Here is a 16,889-nt window from a genome sequence, read left to right as displayed (position 1 = left end):
GGACATGAGCATGAATAACTGGTTGATCGGTCCGGTGATTATTCCCCTGATGATGGGGATGGTTCTCATTGTTTTTCAGCAAAACCTCCGGCTTCAGCGGATCCTTAGCTTGCTTGCCCTGTTGGCAACGTGCTTGGTTTCCATTCTACTCATTCACCAGATCAATGCGGGTGGTATTCAGACGTTGCAGCTAGGCGGCTGGGAAGCCCCTTACGGCATTAGCTTCGTCGGTGATATGTTCAGCGCGTTGCTGTTGCTCGCAACCTCGGTGGTTTCGATTGGCTGTTTGCTGTATGCCTTCCCGTCGATCGGACGGAAACAGGAGAAGCTTTACTTTTATCCGTTGTTTTTGTTCTTGATTACAGGGGTGAACGGCTCGTTTCTGACAGGGGACTTATTTAACTTATATGTCTTCTTCGAAGTATTTCTCGTCGCTTCGTATGTGTTGATCACGATGGGCGGGGCACGGCAGCAGTTTCGCGAGGCGTTAAAATATATTTTCACGAACATTATCGCCTCTGCGTTCTTCCTGATGGGGGTCGCCTATTTATATTCGATCACAGGCACGTTGAACCTCGCTCACTTATCCATTCGGATCGCAGAGGTAGGCCAGGACGGGTTGATCACCACGGTAGCCTTGCTGTTCCTGATCGTGTTCGCATTAAAGGCCGGATTATTGCTCTTCTTCTGGTTGCCAGGCTCGTATAGCGTTCCACCTACTGCCATTGCGGCCATCTTTGCGGCGCTGCTCACCAAGGTGGGGATCTACGCGATCTTTCGGATGTTTACGCTCATCTTCTATCATGAACCGCAGATCACTCATTTAATTATTGGAATATTGGCGGCTGCAACGATGATTCTTGGAGGACTTGGAGCTGTGGGCTTCGGGGATTTGAAGAAAATCATCACCTACAATGTGATTATCAGCGTTGGGTTTATCCTGCTTGGCCTGGTCTCGATGACACAGGAAGGCATGATGGGCTCCATCTACTATTTACTGCACGATATTCTGATCAAGGCCTTGATCTTTCTCATCGGCGGTACGGTGATCTATCTTACGGGGACCAGCAGGTTACAAGACATCAGTGGTCTGATTCGGCTTCACCCGCAATTAGGTTGGATGTTTCTGATCGCCGCGTTATCTATGGTTGGAATTCCGCCGCTCAGCGGCTTTCTCGGTAAAGTATTTACGATTCAGGGAACCTTCGAGTCCGGTGATTATTGGCTTGGGGGAATCGGGCTTGCCGCCAGTTTGTTTATCTTGTATTCCATGATCAAATTGTTCATGAGCGTCTTTTGGGGCGAGACCATTCTGAGCGTAGATGATGAGAAGGGGACGACCCAGGGGCTCCTGCTTCCAATCGCACTGTTGACCATTGCCAGCCTGGCTTTAGGGCTGGGTGCTGAAGGGGCGGCTGGGTATGTGGCCCAAGCAGCACAGGAATTGCTTGATCCAAATCGATATATCCATGCTGTGATGGACTAAAGGGGGGACAGCCATGCCCATTCAGGTGCTGCTCAACATCTTTATAGCTTACCTGTGGATGTTTCTACAGGATGAAACCAGCATCATCAACTTTATTGGCGGTTATTTCGTCGGTATGTTTATTCTATTTTGCATACGTCGCTTCTTTAATAAGCCGTTCTATCTATTTACGTTGGCGGCGGTAGGGAAGCTGCTCATTATCTTCATTCATGAGTTGATTATCTCGTCGATGACGGTCATGAAGCACGTGCTTCGTCCCAAAGTCGATGTGAAGCCCGGGATTTTCAAGGTGGAGACGGATTTGGAAGGGGATCTGGAAGTGACCCTGTTGTCCTTGCTGATTTGCCTGACGCCGGGCTCCGTCGTAATGGAGATTACCCCGGATGCGAAGACATTATATATACATGGACTGAATATGCCGGAGTCGAAGGATTCCGTTCTGAAGTCAAAAGCCGTGTTCGAGAAAGCGATAAAGGATGTGACTCGAAAATGATTTTTAATACGATCTTGATCATCGCTTTATGTTTGTTGCTGGCGGCGATCTTAGCTAACTTGTACCGTGTCGTCAAAGGTCCGTCCAGTGCGGACCGGGTCATGGCGCTGGATTCCATCGGCATCAATTTAATTTCGAGTATCGCCGTGTTCTCGGTATTGCTGCATACTCATGCCTTCTTTGATCTTCTTTTGCTGATTGGGATCTTATCCTTCATTGGAACGGTGGCGTTTGCCCGGTTTATGGAAAGGGGTGCGGTCATTGAGCGGAAGCGGTGAAGTTGTTGGTGCGATTCTGATCCTCGCGGGTGCTGTCTTTAGCTTGATCAGTGCGATTGGCAATTTACGGTTGCCTGATGTGTACACAAGATCTCATGCCGCCTCGAAGAGTTCGACGCTAGGCGTGCTGTGCGCGATGGTTGGCACTTTGTTGTATTTCATCATTACCGATGGCTACTTCAGTATTCGCCTGATCTTGGGGATCTTCTTTGTCTTTCTGACAGCCCCGGTGTCTGCCCACGTGATCAGCCGTGCCGCCTATCGACATTGCGTGCCGTTAGCGGAGGGAACCGCCGAGGATGAGCTCAGGGAATACTACCAGCCGGATGAGAATTTCGAGGGAGAAGATCAGGTAGAGCCGGTTGAGCAGGAGACGATGCTTCAAGGTACACCCTAAGCGCCTTTCGACCATGTGAGGATTGTCATAGATGACAGTCGTTAAAATTTTAGATAATAATGAAGTGGCACACACCAAAGGAATCACATTGGTTAAAAAGGGGCAAGTAGCATGGCTGTTCATCAGGGACCCGTAGATCAAGACGTAGTCATTGAAAAGGTTCAGAGTTTATTTACATGCCGGGTGTTGTGGAGCGAAGGGCGACCCTGCCTGGAATACGACAGCCGGGAAGAGCTGGACCGAATCTCTGAATACGTTAAAGCGAACTTTGGTATGGAACTGCTCGATGTTTTCTTTACGGCAGTCGAGAGCTTGCCGGATGACGATTAAAGGAAATCGCTTGATGTATAGCACCCGCAGGGGTGCTTTTTTCTTTGGAACGAAGTTCCAAGGGGATGAGGGAATGCCTGGCTCTGTCGGAGAGATCTTATCGTTAAGGAGGAGCTGGTGATGATTACGGTACTAAATACGGATGGCCAGGAATTAACCCCTTGTACACTGGACCGAGCTTGGCGGGAGGTGAATCGGTCGCGTGCCGTCTGGATCGATGAGCAGACCATTCAGTTGTTATACAACCCTTTTTTGTTCCGGAAATATCGTAAACTCGCCCTGAAAAGAGACCGTTACACCTGCCTATGGTGCGGGCAGCCTGCAACAACGGTGGATCATCTGATTCCTTCAAGCAAGGGCGGTTCGGATCTGCCGCGGAACCTCATCGCCTCCTGCGGCGAGTGCAACTCAAGACGGGGTAATCGCCCGGCGCTGGACTATTTTAAAGAGAAGCTGCGTTCCATTCCCCGTCCAATCAAGCTTGGTTTTCATATTTTGATAGCTTTATGCTGTTCCAGGATCAAACCAAGATCTCATTAAATAAATCTATAGTCGGAAAGAAAGGATTTCGCGGCCCTGGGTGGAAATCAGTATTGTGTTATCAAAACGATTGGCGATGGGGGATCATGCACGTCTGTCGGCCTAAGGGTTATATTCGGCTATTCCGGGTATATTAATTATGAAGACTTGATGAACTGAATTGACAGTGAGAATCATTAGCATATAATAATTAATATAAATAACTAGTAGAAAACAAAAAGATAAAAGGAGAGTTCAAATCATGTCGTTGATTGGAAAAGAAGTATTGCCTTTTAAAGCTCAAGCCTATCACAACGGGAAATTCATCGAGGTTTCCGACGCAGATTTCAAAGGAAAATGGAGCGTTGTTTGCTTCTATCCAGCGGACTTCACTTTCGTATGCCCAACTGAGCTGGAAGACTTGCAAGATCACTACGCTGCTCTGAAGGAGCTTGGCGTTGAAGTATATTCCGTTTCCACGGACTCCCACTTCGTGCACAAAGCATGGCATGACAGCTCCGAAGCGATCGGCAAGGTTACTTACATCATGATCGGTGACCCAACTCACACGATTTCCCGTAACTTCGATGTATTGATCGAAGAAGAAGGCGTAGCTGACCGCGCTACCTTTATTATCGACCCGAACGGCGTGATTCAAGCGATTGAAATTACAGCTGGTGGCATCGGACGTGACGCAAGCACGCTGATCGACAAGATCAAAGCGGCTCAATACGTTCACAACCATCCAGGCGAAGTGTGCCCGGCAAAATGGAAAGAGGGCGCCGCTACTTTGAAACCAAGCCTTGACTTGGTTGGCAAAATCTAAGGAGAACCATTATGAAACTGGATGCAGACATTAAACAACAATTAGAGCAATATCTTCAGCTTCTGGAAGGGAATGTTCTGCTGAAAGTCAGTGCCGGAACCGATACGGTTTCGAACGAGATGATGGACCTCGTCAACGAGTTGTCCAGCATGTCGGATAAAATTACCGTCGAGCAAACGAGTTTACCCAGAACCCCAAGCTTCAGCGTAAATCGCGTTGGGGAAGACACCGGCATCACCTTTGCCGGTGTTCCTCTGGGCCATGAGTTTACTTCCCTGGTACTGGCTTTGTTGCAAGTCAGCGGAAGACCACCGAAGGTGGAACAACATATCATTGATCAAATCAAAGCGATTAAAGGCGAATACCGCTTTGAAACCTATGTGAGCTTGTCTTGCCACAACTGCCCGGACGTGGTTCAGGCGTTGAACCTGATGAGCGTACTAAATCCTGGCATTTCCCATACCATGATCGACGGCGCGGCTTATAAGGATGAAGTCGAGAGCAAAGAGATTATGGCAGTGCCTACGGTATTCTTGAACGGCGAGTTGTTTGGCAATGGCCGGATGTCCGTCGAGGATATTTTGGCGAAATTGGGTGCCTCGGACACGTCGGCGTTTGAAGGCAAAGAACCATTCGATGTGCTTGTGATCGGGGGCGGACCTGCCGGTGCCAGCGCAGCGATTTATGCTGCACGCAAAGGCATCCGTACAGGGATCGTGGCAGAACGCTTCGGCGGCCAAGTCAACGATACCCTGGGGATTGAGAACCTGATCGGCACGAAATATACCGAAGGGCCGAAGCTGGCAGTAAGCTTGGAAGAACATGCGAAGGAATATAACATCGACATCATGACGTCGCAACGGGCCAAGAGTCTTCGCAAGAATGACTTGATTGAAGTGGAATTGGAGAACGGTGCCGTGCTGAAGAGCAAGACCGTTATCGTATCCACGGGGGCACGTTGGCGCAATATGAATGTACCGGGCGAAGCGGAATTCAAGAACAAGGGCGTGGCTTATTGCCCGCACTGTGACGGTCCGCTGTTCGCAGGCAAACGTGTGGCCGTTGTAGGCGGAGGAAACTCCGGCGTAGAAGCAGCCATCGACCTGGCGGGCATCGCCTCGCATGTGACTGTGCTTGAATACATGTCTGAGCTGAAAGCGGACTCGGTTCTGCAGGAACGTCTGAACAGCTTGCCGAATGCGACTGTGATCAAGAACGCGCAAGTGAAAGAAGTCACGGGCGACAGCAAGGTGAACGGACTGACCTACATCGACCGGGAAAGCGGCGAAGAGAAGCATCTTGAGCTGGAAGGCGTATTCGTTCAAATCGGTCTCGTACCGAACACCGAATGGCTGGAAGGCACGCTGGAGCGCACCCGGATGGGCGAGATCATTGTGGACAACCGTGGGGCTACAACCGTTCCAGGCGTATTTGCCGCCGGTGACTGCACGAATTCGGCTTACAAGCAAATCATCATTTCCATGGGATCTGGCGCGACAGCAGCTTTAGGCGCTTTTGATTACCTGATTCGCAATCAATAATATATTGCGTTATGGATAAGGCCCGCTCTTTGAGCGGGCTTTCTTGCTGTGCAAATCTAACGTTTTTTGACTATAGTCTCAAGTTTGTTGTCTAGATGAAAGCGCTATCTTTCCAATAAAATGAGGGTATCCAGAACAAAACAAGCTGAAGTGGAAAGAGGTGACCGCGTATGGACTCGAAAATAAATGGAAAGCGCTTACGAACGCGTTGGCGCAAGCAAGACACGGAGCTGACTTTGTTGGCTTTGCCAACCACGATATGGTACATCTTGTTCAGCTTCCTGCCGATGTTCGGGATCATCATCGCCTTTAAGAACTTCAAAATCACCGGCGGTTTTCTGAGCAATGTGTTCAAGAGCCCATGGGCAGGCCTCAAGAACTTTGAGTTCTTATTCAAGTCCAACGATGCCTGGATCATTATCCGAAATACGATCGGCTACAACATTATTTTTATCGTTCTTGGGATTGTGATCCCCGTAGCCTTAGCGTTAATGATCGGAATGCTCCATAACCGCAGAGCAGGCAAGGCTTACCAAACAATGATGTTCCTGCCTTACTTTCTTTCCTGGGTTGTGGTCTCGGCCGTGGGCTGGGCGTTCTTGAGCTTCGATAAAGGGATTCTCAATCAAATGCTGGCAGGTTGGGGAGTAGAGCCGATCAACTGGTACATGGAACCGAAATATTGGCCTTACTTCTTGATCTTTATGAATGTTTGGAAGGGACTCGGGTACGGCATGGTTGTGTATTTAGCGACCATCGCTGGTATCGATAAAACCTACTACGAAGCGGCCGTAATCGACGGCGCCACCCTTTGGCAACAGACTCGGTTCATTACGCTGCCCTTGATGAAGCTGGTCATCGTGATGATGTTCATCCTGGCGGTGGGACGTATTTTCTATACCGATTTCGGGCTGTTCTTCCAGGTGCCGCGGGATTCCAATTCCCTGTTTAATGTGACCACGACCATTGATGTAATGGTTTACAAGCAGCTGAAAACCGCAACCGTTGGCATGGCCTCGGCAGCAGCCTTCGTGCAGTCGGTTCTGGGCTGTCTGATGATTCTGGCCGCGAACTGGACGGTTCGCAAAATCGATCCCAACAGCGCGATGATTTAAGGAGGTGCAGATATGGCAGCAAGAACGGTGTATGAAAGCGGCCTGGACCGATTTAATCGTCCAAGTAAAGTGGTGAACGTGCTCCTTCATCTCCTCTTCTTCTTCCTGGCTTTGATTTGCGTCGTGCCGATGCTGGTGGTGTTGTCCATCTCGCTGTCCAGTGAGCAATCGATCCGGGAGAACGGTTATCACCTGATCCCAACGGCGTTCTCGGGAGAGGCTTACGGTTATATCGCCAAGCAAGGAACGGTCATTTTGCAGGCGCTAGGGATTTCCGTCTTCGTTACGATCGTCGGAACCGTGCTGGGAATTCTGCTCACCACCTCGATGGGGTACGTTCTCTCCCGGCCGAACTATAAGCTGAAGGGGTTCCTGACTTGGGTCGTTTTTATTCCGATGGTCTTTAACGGCGGCTTGGTTTCCAGCTACTATATCAATGCGAATCTGCTGGGGCTGAAAGATACGGTATGGGCGTTGATCCTGCCCCTGGCGGTCTCCTCCTTTAACGTCATCATTTGTAAAACGTTCTTCAAAAGCACGATCCCGGACGGGTTAATCGAATCCGCCGAAATCGACGGGGCTGGTCAGCTCCGGATCTTCTTCTCGATTATCCTGCCGATCTCGTTGCCGGTGATCGCTACGATTGGATTGTTCCTGTGCTTTGGTTACTGGAATGACTGGTTCCAATCGATGTTGTACATCAACAATCAGGACCTGTATTCCTTGCAGGCGCTGTTAAACAACCTGATGAGCAATGTGGACGCGCTGGCTCGAAATGCTTCAAGTCTGGGGATCAGCTACGCCGAGCTGGTGGCAACGATGCCTAAAGAGTCAGCCCGTATGGCGGTGGCCATCGTCATCGTGCTTCCAGTGGCCTTTGCGTATCCTTTCTTCCAACGCTACTTCATTTCCGGTTTGACGGTAGGCGCGGTCAAAGGCTAATTCGAAATAAGCTGAGCTTGTATCAGTTTATGAATATAGCATATTCAAAAGGGAGGAAATATCTATGAAAAGGTCTTTGAAGCTCATCTCTACTCTATGTGCTGTGATGCTTCTATTGTCCGTTCTTGCGGCTTGCGGCGGCGGTTCGAACTCCAATTCTTTGTCGGCAAGCAATACTTCGGACACTTCTTCTAGCACCTCTACAGATAACTCTACGACAACAGATTCGGGGGAAATCCCGACTTTGGTGTGGTGGACGATTGGCGGACAAATTCCGGATAACTTTGAGAAAGCCATCGAAGCGATGAATGAGTACACCGCAGAGAAAATTGGCGTGAAGGTGGATATCAAGGTAGCTAGCTGGGGTGAATGGGACACCAAAATCAATACGATTGTAAATACGGGTGAACCTTTCGACATTCTGTTTACCAACGTCTCCAAATACAATCAGCAAGTGACGATGGGAGCGCTGGCGGATATCACTGAGCTGGTGCAAAGCGAGACGCCGGAGTTGTACAAGTTCATTCCGGAGAAGGTATGGGATGGGACGAAGGTCGACGGCAAGATCTACGCCGTGCCAACCTATAAGGACTCCTCGATGACCCAATACTGGGTGTTCGACCACAAATATGTTGAGAAATACGGCATCGACTTAAACAACATCAAGACGCTGAAGGATCTGGATAAACCGTTCCACGATATGAAGGCGGGAGAAGGCAAGAGCTTCTATCCATTGCCGTTGACGCAAGGCGATGGGTTTAACGGATTCTTCAACCGGTATGACGATCTTGCGCTGGGCTTCCCTCCGATTGGCGTGAAGGTGGATGACGCTTCCCGCAAGGTAGTTTCCGTGCTGGAACAGCAGGATATCATGGATGAATTGAAGATTTTGCACCAATGGTACAAAGACGGCATTATCAATCCGGATGCTCCGACCAAGCCTGAAGCCGACAAAGGCCGTCCATTCTTTAGTGCTCAAGGCTTCCCAGGGGCGGATATCACTTGGCAAATTAACGAAGGCGTTGAGAAGTACGATATGACGCAGGTTTACGGTCCGCTCTACACGACGGCTACGATTCAAGGTTCCCTCAACGGAATCTCGGCGAATTCGAAGTATAAGAAGGAAGCTCTGAAATACTTGGAGCTCGTTAATACCGATCCGAAGCTGCGTAACATGCTGGCCTTTGGTGAAGAAGGCGTAGACTACGTGAAAGTAGACGGAGAGAAAGTGGTTGAACGGATCTCGGATACTTGGCCGCTGGCAGCCTATACGCAAGGCACCTTTTTCAACATGGCGACAACCAAAGGGGCCCCAGAAGATCAATGGCAACAAGTTCAAAAGCTGAACGAACAAGCAACGGCTTCGACCTTGCTGGGCTTCTCGCTCGACACGACCAACCTGCAAACGGAAGTTGCGAACGTGAAAGCAACGTGGGATAAATACCGTTATGAGTTGCTGACTGGTGCATCCGATCCGGAGAAGATGGTACCGAAGATTGTTGACGAACTCAAGAAAGCCGGGATGGATACCATCATGAAGGCTGCACAAGAGCAAATCGATGCCTTCTTTCAATAAGAAATAAAGCCCGATTGAGTTAGCCCGGACGGAGGAGGTATTCTCCGTTCGGGCTTTCCCATATGATGATATAATGGGGATAGATGAGGGCAATGGAATCAGCGCCGCAACATTAACGGTGAAGGAGGCGCGAGAATGGGTTCCTTTTGGCAGATTAAAATCTATCGCAGCAAATTCATTGCCTATACGGTGTTTGTCGTAACGATCGGTCTGGTGCTTGGTCTCATGACCTGTGCGGTTCTCATCTATCAGTGGATTGAGAGTGCCCGAAACGAGGCGGTCAGCGCCTTTGGTCGGGTTGAGAGTGAGCTGCAGTATGATACGGATCGCATTGAGGCGTATATGCAGCGCATCTATTCCAATGACCGCTTGATGACGGATGTCCGTTATTTCCTGGGGAACACGGCGGAAGGGTACCTGACGAGCAGGCTGGAATATAGCTTGTATAACGAGCCGCTGGTCTCCTTCCCTGAAGATATGAGGGCCTTCTTATACAGCTCGATGAAGGGGGATCTTACGCAAGTCAGCTTGCATACCGAGAACGGTGCCAATATCGTGCGGTTTAGCGACAGCGGCAATGTTAGCTTCCGGTTTGGCGTTCCCAATACGGATGAGATTTTTCGTGAAAAGATAGAGAAGGGCTTTGTGTACCGGAAGAAGCTGTCCGATCCGAACCAGATCTCTCGCCAGATTGGGGAATTTCGCTTCTTGATCGGCAGTGAACCCTTATTCCGGAAGATTCTTGGTTATAAATTGGACATCGCTGCCGCCGTAAGTAGTTTGGGCGAAGTGTACATGATCTCCGGGATGGATCACGGAACGAAGGAGATGGTTCTGCGCGCCGCTGAAGAGACACGCAGCAGCGGATTTTCCTCCCTGGGCGGATTAAAAAATGTCTTCTTCATGAACTTCCAATCCACGAAGTTCGATTACCGTTTGGTGATGCTTGTAGATTTGTCCCACCTGATGCGTCAGAAAGCGGGCATTCTGATCACCATCGTAGGCAGTGTCTTGCTGGCCATGATTAGTGTTCTGCTGCTCATCGGCTACAACATGCGGGATGACGCCAGATTTTTGAGGCACATTATAAATTCGATCAAACGGGTGAAAACGGCGGATTTCACACCGAATTCCCCCGCCCGGTATCGCCGCAACGAGTACGGGATGATTGCCCGGGAATTGGACGATATGGTTCATGAGCTGGACAAACATATCCGCACCGAATATTTGCTGAAGCTAAAGCAGCAGGAAACCGAGATGAAAGCGCTTCAGCATCAGATCAACCCGCATTTTCTCTATAATACGCTGGAGTCGATTCGCTCTACTGCTTTGCTGCACCGGGACGTGGACACCGCGGATGCTATCGCGACCTTAGGCTCCTTGTACCGCGATATCGTCCATAAAGATAATATTATTACCATCGGCGAAGAGCTGGAGTTACTGCAGAAATTTCTGAGCATCATGGAGCTCAAGTATCCGGGAAGGTTCTATTACCAAATTGATGTGGAGGAGCCGCTGTTGGCCATATCCACGGTGAAATTTTGGATGCAGCCGCTGGCGGAGAACTTCTTCGTTCATGGCTTTAATCCGAGCAGTGAGTTTAATTTGCTCGTCGTGAATGGCTGGGAGGAGGACGGTCGCTTCGTTCTGGAGTTTGTGGATAATGGCAAAAGAATACCTGAAGCGCGCTTGGAGGAAATAAGAGGCAGTCTTTACAGCAGAGATGATGCGCCTGTTCGGAGCATTGGGCTGCGGAATGTGTATACTCGGCTGAGCTTTTTCTATGGGGACGCTTTTCGGATGGAAATCGAGAATAACGAGGAAGCAGGAGTCAAGATTACCGTGATCATCTCAAAGGGGTGACTGCAGGATGTACAAACTTCTGATCGTTGATGATGAACCGCAGATTCTGGAGGGGATGAAGCGAACCCTGAATTGGGAAGAGTACGGCTTCCACCTGATCGAGACGTGCGAAACGGGAGCAGAAGCGATCGCCAAATCCGTAGAGATCATGCCGGATATCGCGATCTTCGATGTACGCATCGGCCCGGATCTCGGTTATGAGATTATCCAAAAGCTCAATGAGCTGCGTCTTCCAACCAAATATATCATTATGAGCGGGTACAGCGAGTTCGAATATGCTCAAGCGGCGATCCGTTGCGGCGTGAAGGACTATCTGCTGAAACCCGTTGATCGTTCCAAGCTGCAGAAGGTGATTGAGAAGATCATTGTGGAGGACCTGAACGGGGCATTGGACGGGGTCCACAAGAAAGACCTGAACACGGATCCGATCCTGGGGATTCCTTACGAGGAGCTGTCCAAGCTGACCAACCGCATTTTGTTGATGGTGAAGGCGGAATACGCCCAGAACATTACACTGAAGTCGGTGGCCGAGCGTTTTCGCATGAACAGCACGTACCTGGGACAGCTGTTTCTAAAGGAAACGCACATGAAATTTTCAGAGTATTTGATGGCTTACCGGATGCTGCAAGCGAAGGAACGGATCCTGACCACCAACGAGAAAATCTCCAGCATTGCGCATCGTGTTGGGTATCCGAATTTGAATTATTTTTATACCCAGTTTCAAGGATATTTTGGCATGTCCCCTTCAGATCTGCGGAAAAAAAGCTAGGCTCCTCGTAGCGGAAAGGAGGATGTTATGCAGCAGCCCTCTTGGTTCAGTCGCCTGACCCTATGCGCGGTGGTCGCCGGCTTGTTGGCCTTGTTTGCCGTCGGCTGTTCCCTTTTCTCGGATAAAGGGGATACGGCGCCCCATAAGGACATGGTCAATCTGGTTTACTATACGATTGGAGAGCCGGATCCGGATCTGGAGAAGGTGAATGACAAAATCAATGAAGTGTTGGCGAAGAAAATCGGCATCACGATCACCTATATCAAGGTCGGATGGCAGGAATACGAAAACCGCCTGAACACGATGGTATCGGCAGGGACTCCCTTCGACATCGCCTATGCCCCTGAATTCACGACTTATGTCAAACGCGGGGCCTGGCTGCGGCTGGATGACTATCTGTCCAGTACGGGCAAGGATATGTATGATGTGATCGACCCGATCTTTTGGGAAGGGGTGCGCATGGACGACGGGGGGATTTACGGGGTGCCGACCAACAAGGAACTCGCGGTGCGCCAACAGTGGATGTATCCGGAAGAGCTGGTCCGCAAGTATAACATCGATATTACGAAGTACAACACGTTGGAATCTCTGGAGCCGTTGCTGCAGATGATTCAGCAGAAGGAACCCGAGTATTTGCCGATGGAGCTGGATAAGGACTCCCATAACTTCTTCGCTTTATATGGGTATGAGTACGTCATTGACAAGGAGCTCCCGTTGATGGTGCGGTCCTTAGACCCAAACCCTCAAGTCGTGAACATCTTTGAAACAGCGGAAGCCCGTCAGGTGATGGATACGCTGCGACGTTATTATCAGGCTGGCTACATCAACGAGGATGCGGCCTTGCGGGAGAGCCAGGAGCTGGAGCGCGGGAAGAAGGTGTTCTGGAAAGCGTCGAGCGGCGGCCCCTTGTCCGAGCATAGCTGGAGCAAGGATCGCGGGTACAAAGTGGTGGCGCATCCCGTAACGACGGAGGTCGTGACGACCGAAGACGTGCGGGGAGGCGTTATGGCGGTGAGCGCGGATACGAAATACCCGGTTGAATGTATTAAGTTCCTGAATTTGCTGAACACCGATTCTGAGGTGCGGAACCTGTTTAACTATGGGATCGAAGGCGTGCATTACACCCTAGACAAGAACGGTCAAATCGTGCTGATTCCCCGGAAGGATGCCGACGGCAACCCGATCCCGGGCGCTTTGCCGGGGTATACGGGCGTGACATATACGCAAGGCAACTGGTTCATTCTTAAGACGCGAGGCGGAGAAGATCCGGAGCCGTTAAACAAATGGGAGGAGTTCCGCGCTTCGAACGCCCGGGCCGTGAAATCAAGCACGTTGGGGTTTACGCCGGATTTATCGATGATGCCGATCCAGATCCAGAACATCAAGATGGTGTGGCAAAAATACTATCCGAGCCTCATGACCGGCAGCGTGGACGTGGACACCGAGCTGCCGAAGTTTAACGAGGAGCTGAAGCAGGCGGGGCTGGACGAGGTCCGGGCCGAGGTGCAGAAGCAGCTGGACGCCTGGCGGGCTTCGAATCAGCGGTGAGTCTGAAAAACGGCGGTGCAAGGAGTTGGAATCCTGCACCGCCGTTTTTGGTGTTATTTTTTCCCCTTCGGGACTTTGACTGTGGTTTGGGCCGTCGTCTTGTTGCCAGCCTTGTCGGTTGCTTCGTAGGTGATGGTGTAGATTCTTCCGTTCCCTTTGCCCGAACGCTCGGCTCGAAGCAAGAACTCTTGATCCGCTGTCCCGTAGTCTGCGCCTTGGATGTCGTTTGCTGTATCGCCGTCGCCCAGCCCGTTATCGCTCTCGTTGCTGGTGATGGATACCAGCTTGATCGTATCGATGCCGGAACCTTTGTCGCTGGCTTTCCAGGTGACCTTGATCGGAACTAGCTTGTGATTTGGCGTGGAAAGGACGGACGGGCTAACGGTCAGCTTCAAGACCGGCGGCGTCGTATCGACAGGGCCTTTGCCCGTCAGCGTCAGCACGCCGAAGACGGAGGGGTCCTGATACCCGTTGCCGGTGGCGTCGTTCCAGGCGGCTACACTTTGGCGCGCGCCGTCTTTGGCATCGTTGATCTGCGCGTCGAAGCCGATTTTTACATCGTTTGCCGGGGTGATGGTTTTCAGCGGGATCTTCATTTCCACCGTATAGTTCGTTCCGTTGACCCGGACTGCCGATACGAAGCCTTCAACGATGGACGCCGGATTAAAGCTGGTCTCATTCGCGTAGTTCACGCGGTATTGTCCATCATCGGATTGGTAGAACGAGGTTTTGGCGTTATTTTCGTCCAGGAACACCTCGACGGAGTCCTGCTCCCATGGGTTTGGGCTGTTCTTATCCAGCTGCGCATCGCTCACTTGGATCAGGACGTACAGGTTGTGATCGTCCCAGAGCGCTTTGGCCGTACCGGTTGCGCCTTGCCAAGCCGTCTGGTACCGATCGATCGGCATCGCCGGCGCTTGGTTCCAAACCGCGTCCACGGCTCCGTCTACGGCAGGCGTACCATAGAGGGCGGTAGACTGGTTTGCCTCCGACACATCCGGCTGGTGCTCTTCGATGAATTTGGCGGGATCAATCACGCCGTAATAAGCCGGTTTGGCTTGCAGATTCTTGTCGAACAGCAACGGGTTGGTCGAGGAGCGCCAGCTTGTGCCGTCATCCAGACCCCAGAAGGTCACGCGCGCAATGTGATCCGCATGGGCCTTGAAAATCTGCATCAACTGCGCGTACAAATACCCCTGTGCATTAGCCAGCTTCTCGGACAGCTCGTAGTTGCTGCCGGCTTGGATGTCCAGCTCGGTGATGCTGATTTCCACACCCAAGGAGATAAAGCGTTCCAGGGAGAGCCGCACATTCTCCGGATTCGTGTTAACGTTATAGTGACCCTGCATGCCGATGCCATCGATGAGGAGTTTACCGGGATGCGTCAGCGCATATTTGTCGTTTAGTGCTTTGACCATGTGATAGATGGCCTGGGCTTTGTTTTGGTTGTCCTCGTTGTAATCATTGTAATACAGCTTGATATCCCATTCCGGATGGTGGTCGAGCACTTCTCTAGCCGCGAGGAACGCCTGCTCAACATAATCGGCGCCGATCGCGGTTTTCCATGGGGTTTCCCGCAAGGAGGCTTGCCAATCCGTCGGGTTCCCCGGGTTATCGTTCATTGCTTCATTCACGACGTCCCAGGAGATGACCCGGTCGCCGAAATGCTCCATGACGGTTTGAATATGGGTGCGCAGGTTGGCCAGGGCTTCTTCCCGGCTTAAGGGCACCGTGTTGCCTTGCGCATCCGTCGTGGTGTTCATCCAGGCGGGCGACTGCTGATGCCATACTAATACATGGCCATGCATTTGCATGCCTTCGGCAAGAACTTGATCCACCATGGCATCGGCCGCGGTAAAGGTGAAATTGCCTTTTGTCGGCTGCAAGCCATCGGGTTTCATCGCATTGCCGGCCGTGGCGACGTTGTGGTGCATGTTAAGCAACTCCAGCCGCACGCCTTCCAAATCCTCCGCCGAGATGGCGCTGCCGATCAAGAAGTCGTCTTGGTAAGCCGTTTTGATCGGGACTAGATCCTTCTGGATCGCAATCGGACCGGATCCGGTGCGTTCGAAGGTGACGTCGTCAATGTAAAAAGAAGCGGTCGCATTATTTGAACTCTCGACATAGATCGTTAAATATTCGCCGCCCACGCTGTTATAACGGTAGGTTCCTTCAAACAGAACCCAATCGTCCCCGGTGCTGAGGGTCTTGGGGGAAAGAACCACGTAATTCGCACTGCTGCCATCACCGATTTGCGTGGACAGCTGGATTTGCGAGCTGGCGGGATCGATCAGCTTCACCCATGCCGAGATTTTGTATTCGGCGCCTTGGTCCACGTATTTCTCGACGCGCAGCGTCGGCCCGTGCCAGGTATTGGTACGGCCCTCTACCTTCAGCGCATAGGCGCCGCCCGGCGTATGATTCGCTTCGTTCGTCACGGTCAGCGTTTCGGTACCCGCCCGGCCCGTGAAGCCGCCGGTGGTCCGATCTTCAAAGGTGATCGTGGAGAAAGGCAAGGCCGGATCTCTTGGCGGTTGTTCGCCGCCGCCGGAGCCGTCTTTTTCCGTGATGCGAATGTCTCCGATGTAATAAGGAACCGCAGCGCCAGCTGCGTTGGAGTTAATGCGCAGCGCCTTGTCCACGCTCGTATCCACGGTGAATTCCTTCGTCAGCGTCACCGCTTGCCCCGCGACATAGTCGGTCTCGGCATAATTGCCATAGCTGTCTACGGTTTGGAGAGCGGCTTTCGCGCCGGCTGGCAAACTAACGTCAGCGTCTACGAAGATGGTAACGTGGGCCGTATAGGTCTTGCCGTTCGTCAGGCCGATGTCGCTAAACCGGAAATCGGCGGCGTCCCAGTTGTTGACCCGATTGCTGACATAGAGGGCGCCTCCGTCCTCGTTGCCGTTAAACACCTTGCCGGATACCTTTGTCAGGGTCGCGCCCCCCGATTGAACCGCTTTGCCAATTCCACTCGCGAAGTCCTCATGATACACCGTCACCGTGCCGTCCGAAGCCGAGGTTTCGGCCTTCGTGACCTTGGCCGGCCATCCTGCAGGCAGCAGTAAAACAGCGGCGATCAGCAGCATGAAGATACGTTTCATCGTTTGATTCATTGACTCACTCCCCTTTGTCTTGGAATAGTTTTGTTAAGCGCTTTCATTTTTTATTGGAAGGCTCCTCCTTTCCTGCCACAAATCATACCA

The 16,889-nt window shown here is 51.4% G+C and carries 15 protein-coding genes; 14 read left to right on the top strand and 1 reads right to left on the bottom strand.

Translation table 11 applies throughout. The features are described from left to right. Nucleotides 1–10: 10 nt before the first annotated feature. From M3G15_RS03890 to M3G15_RS03825, 14 genes are all read left to right on the top strand, one after another. On the top strand, nt 11–1,486 hold the full coding sequence (locus tag M3G15_RS03890; RefSeq protein ID WP_036645050.1) for a Na+/H+ antiporter subunit D: 1,476 nt from the start codon (nt 11–13) through the stop codon (nt 1,484–1,486). Nucleotides 1,487–1,499: 13 nt separating this feature from the next. Next, nucleotides 1,500–1,979 carry a Na+/H+ antiporter subunit E gene (locus tag M3G15_RS03885; RefSeq protein WP_260070132.1) on the top strand — a complete coding sequence of 160 codons (480 nt, stop codon included), beginning with the start codon at nt 1,500–1,502 and terminating at the stop codon, nt 1,977–1,979. After that, entirely contained in the window at nt 1,976–2,257 is a 282-nt protein-coding gene (locus tag M3G15_RS03880; protein WP_009224898.1) for a Na(+)/H(+) antiporter subunit F1, read from the top strand. Before M3G15_RS03885 ends, M3G15_RS03880 begins: the two co-directional genes overlap by 4 nt. Then, the gene (mnhG, locus tag M3G15_RS03875; protein WP_009224897.1) at nt 2,241–2,654 is read left to right on the top strand and encodes a monovalent cation/H(+) antiporter subunit G; all 414 of its coding nucleotides are present in this window, start codon (nt 2,241–2,243) and stop codon (nt 2,652–2,654) included. The genes M3G15_RS03880 and mnhG overlap by 17 nt, the downstream gene beginning before the upstream one ends. A gap of 111 nt (nt 2,655–2,765) precedes the next feature. After that, nucleotides 2,766–2,984: a hypothetical protein gene (locus M3G15_RS03870; RefSeq protein WP_260070131.1), complete on the top strand. Its 219-nt coding sequence runs from the start codon at nt 2,766–2,768 to the stop codon at nt 2,982–2,984. A 120-nt stretch (nt 2,985–3,104) separates the two neighbouring features. After that, a complete protein-coding gene (locus M3G15_RS03865; protein ID WP_260070130.1) occupies nt 3,105–3,524 on the top strand; it encodes an HNH endonuclease in 420 nt (139 codons plus the stop codon). A gap of 241 nt (nt 3,525–3,765) precedes the next feature. Beyond that, entirely contained in the window at nt 3,766–4,329 is a 564-nt protein-coding gene (ahpC, locus tag M3G15_RS03860; protein WP_009224894.1) for an alkyl hydroperoxide reductase subunit C, read from the top strand. A gap of 11 nt (nt 4,330–4,340) precedes the next feature. Then, a complete protein-coding gene (gene ahpF, locus M3G15_RS03855) occupies nt 4,341–5,870 on the top strand; it encodes an alkyl hydroperoxide reductase subunit F (protein ID WP_009224893.1) in 1,530 nt (509 codons plus the stop codon). A 170-nt stretch (nt 5,871–6,040) separates the two neighbouring features. Next, nucleotides 6,041–6,985 carry an ABC transporter permease gene (locus tag M3G15_RS03850; protein WP_260070129.1) on the top strand — a complete coding sequence of 315 codons (945 nt, stop codon included), beginning with the start codon at nt 6,041–6,043 and terminating at the stop codon, nt 6,983–6,985. 12 nt (nt 6,986–6,997) lie between these two features. Then, nucleotides 6,998–7,927 carry a carbohydrate ABC transporter permease gene (locus M3G15_RS03845; protein ID WP_009224891.1) on the top strand — a complete coding sequence of 310 codons (930 nt, stop codon included), beginning with the start codon at nt 6,998–7,000 and terminating at the stop codon, nt 7,925–7,927. A gap of 64 nt (nt 7,928–7,991) precedes the next feature. Next, on the top strand, nt 7,992–9,503 hold the full coding sequence (locus M3G15_RS03840; RefSeq protein ID WP_260070128.1) for an ABC transporter substrate-binding protein: 1,512 nt from the start codon (nt 7,992–7,994) through the stop codon (nt 9,501–9,503). 135 nt (nt 9,504–9,638) lie between these two features. Then, nucleotides 9,639–11,366: a sensor histidine kinase gene (locus M3G15_RS03835; RefSeq protein ID WP_260070127.1), complete on the top strand. Its 1,728-nt coding sequence runs from the start codon at nt 9,639–9,641 to the stop codon at nt 11,364–11,366. Nucleotides 11,367–11,373: 7 nt separating this feature from the next. Beyond that, nucleotides 11,374–12,135 carry a response regulator transcription factor gene (locus tag M3G15_RS03830; protein WP_009224888.1) on the top strand — a complete coding sequence of 254 codons (762 nt, stop codon included), beginning with the start codon at nt 11,374–11,376 and terminating at the stop codon, nt 12,133–12,135. Nucleotides 12,136–12,162: 27 nt separating this feature from the next. Continuing rightward, complete coding sequence (locus M3G15_RS03825) at nt 12,163–13,683, top strand: ABC transporter substrate-binding protein (protein ID WP_260070126.1); 1,521 nt, start codon at nt 12,163–12,165, stop codon at nt 13,681–13,683. A 53-nt stretch (nt 13,684–13,736) separates the two neighbouring features. On the opposite strand, the gene M3G15_RS03820 is transcribed toward M3G15_RS03825, so the two are convergent. After that, nucleotides 13,737–16,799, bottom strand: coding sequence for an endo-1,4-beta-xylanase (locus tag M3G15_RS03820; protein WP_260070125.1), 3,063 nt, complete (start codon nt 16,797–16,799; stop codon nt 13,737–13,739). Between the last annotated feature and the right edge of the window lie 90 nt (nt 16,800–16,889).

It is taken from the genome of Paenibacillus sp. p3-SID1389, from assembly GCF_025151705.1.
Taxonomy (GTDB): domain Bacteria; phylum Bacillota; class Bacilli; order Paenibacillales; family Paenibacillaceae; genus Fontibacillus; species Fontibacillus phoenicis.
The sequence above is the reverse complement of the archived record's forward strand: the minus strand, read 5'-3'. Positions and strand labels throughout refer to the sequence as shown.

Bases quoted from the DNA above. Each gene is read 5' to 3' on its own strand.
- M3G15_RS03830 (WP_009224888.1), top strand. From the start codon at position 11,374: ATGTACAAACTTCTGATCGTTGATGATGAACCGCAGATTCTGGAGGGG.
- M3G15_RS03870 (WP_260070131.1), top strand. From the start codon at position 2,766: ATGGCTGTTCATCAGGGACCCGTAGATCAAGACGTAGTCATTGAAAAG.
- M3G15_RS03880 (WP_009224898.1), top strand. From the start codon at position 1,976: ATGATTTTTAATACGATCTTGATCATCGCTTTATGTTTGTTGCTGGCG.
- M3G15_RS03820 (WP_260070125.1), bottom strand. From the start codon at position 16,799: ATGAATCAAACGATGAAACGTATCTTCATGCTGCTGATCGCCGCTGTT.
- M3G15_RS03890 (WP_036645050.1), top strand. From the start codon at position 11: ATGAATAACTGGTTGATCGGTCCGGTGATTATTCCCCTGATGATGGGG.
- ahpC (WP_009224894.1), top strand. From the start codon at position 3,766: ATGTCGTTGATTGGAAAAGAAGTATTGCCTTTTAAAGCTCAAGCCTAT.
- ahpF (WP_009224893.1), top strand. From the start codon at position 4,341: ATGAAACTGGATGCAGACATTAAACAACAATTAGAGCAATATCTTCAG.
- M3G15_RS03885 (WP_260070132.1), top strand. From the start codon at position 1,500: ATGCCCATTCAGGTGCTGCTCAACATCTTTATAGCTTACCTGTGGATG.
- M3G15_RS03845 (WP_009224891.1), top strand. From the start codon at position 6,998: ATGGCAGCAAGAACGGTGTATGAAAGCGGCCTGGACCGATTTAATCGT.
- M3G15_RS03865 (WP_260070130.1), top strand. From the start codon at position 3,105: ATGATTACGGTACTAAATACGGATGGCCAGGAATTAACCCCTTGTACA.
- M3G15_RS03825 (WP_260070126.1), top strand. From the start codon at position 12,163: ATGCAGCAGCCCTCTTGGTTCAGTCGCCTGACCCTATGCGCGGTGGTC.
- M3G15_RS03840 (WP_260070128.1), top strand. From the start codon at position 7,992: ATGAAAAGGTCTTTGAAGCTCATCTCTACTCTATGTGCTGTGATGCTT.
- M3G15_RS03835 (WP_260070127.1), top strand. From the start codon at position 9,639: ATGGGTTCCTTTTGGCAGATTAAAATCTATCGCAGCAAATTCATTGCC.
- M3G15_RS03850 (WP_260070129.1), top strand. From the start codon at position 6,041: ATGGACTCGAAAATAAATGGAAAGCGCTTACGAACGCGTTGGCGCAAG.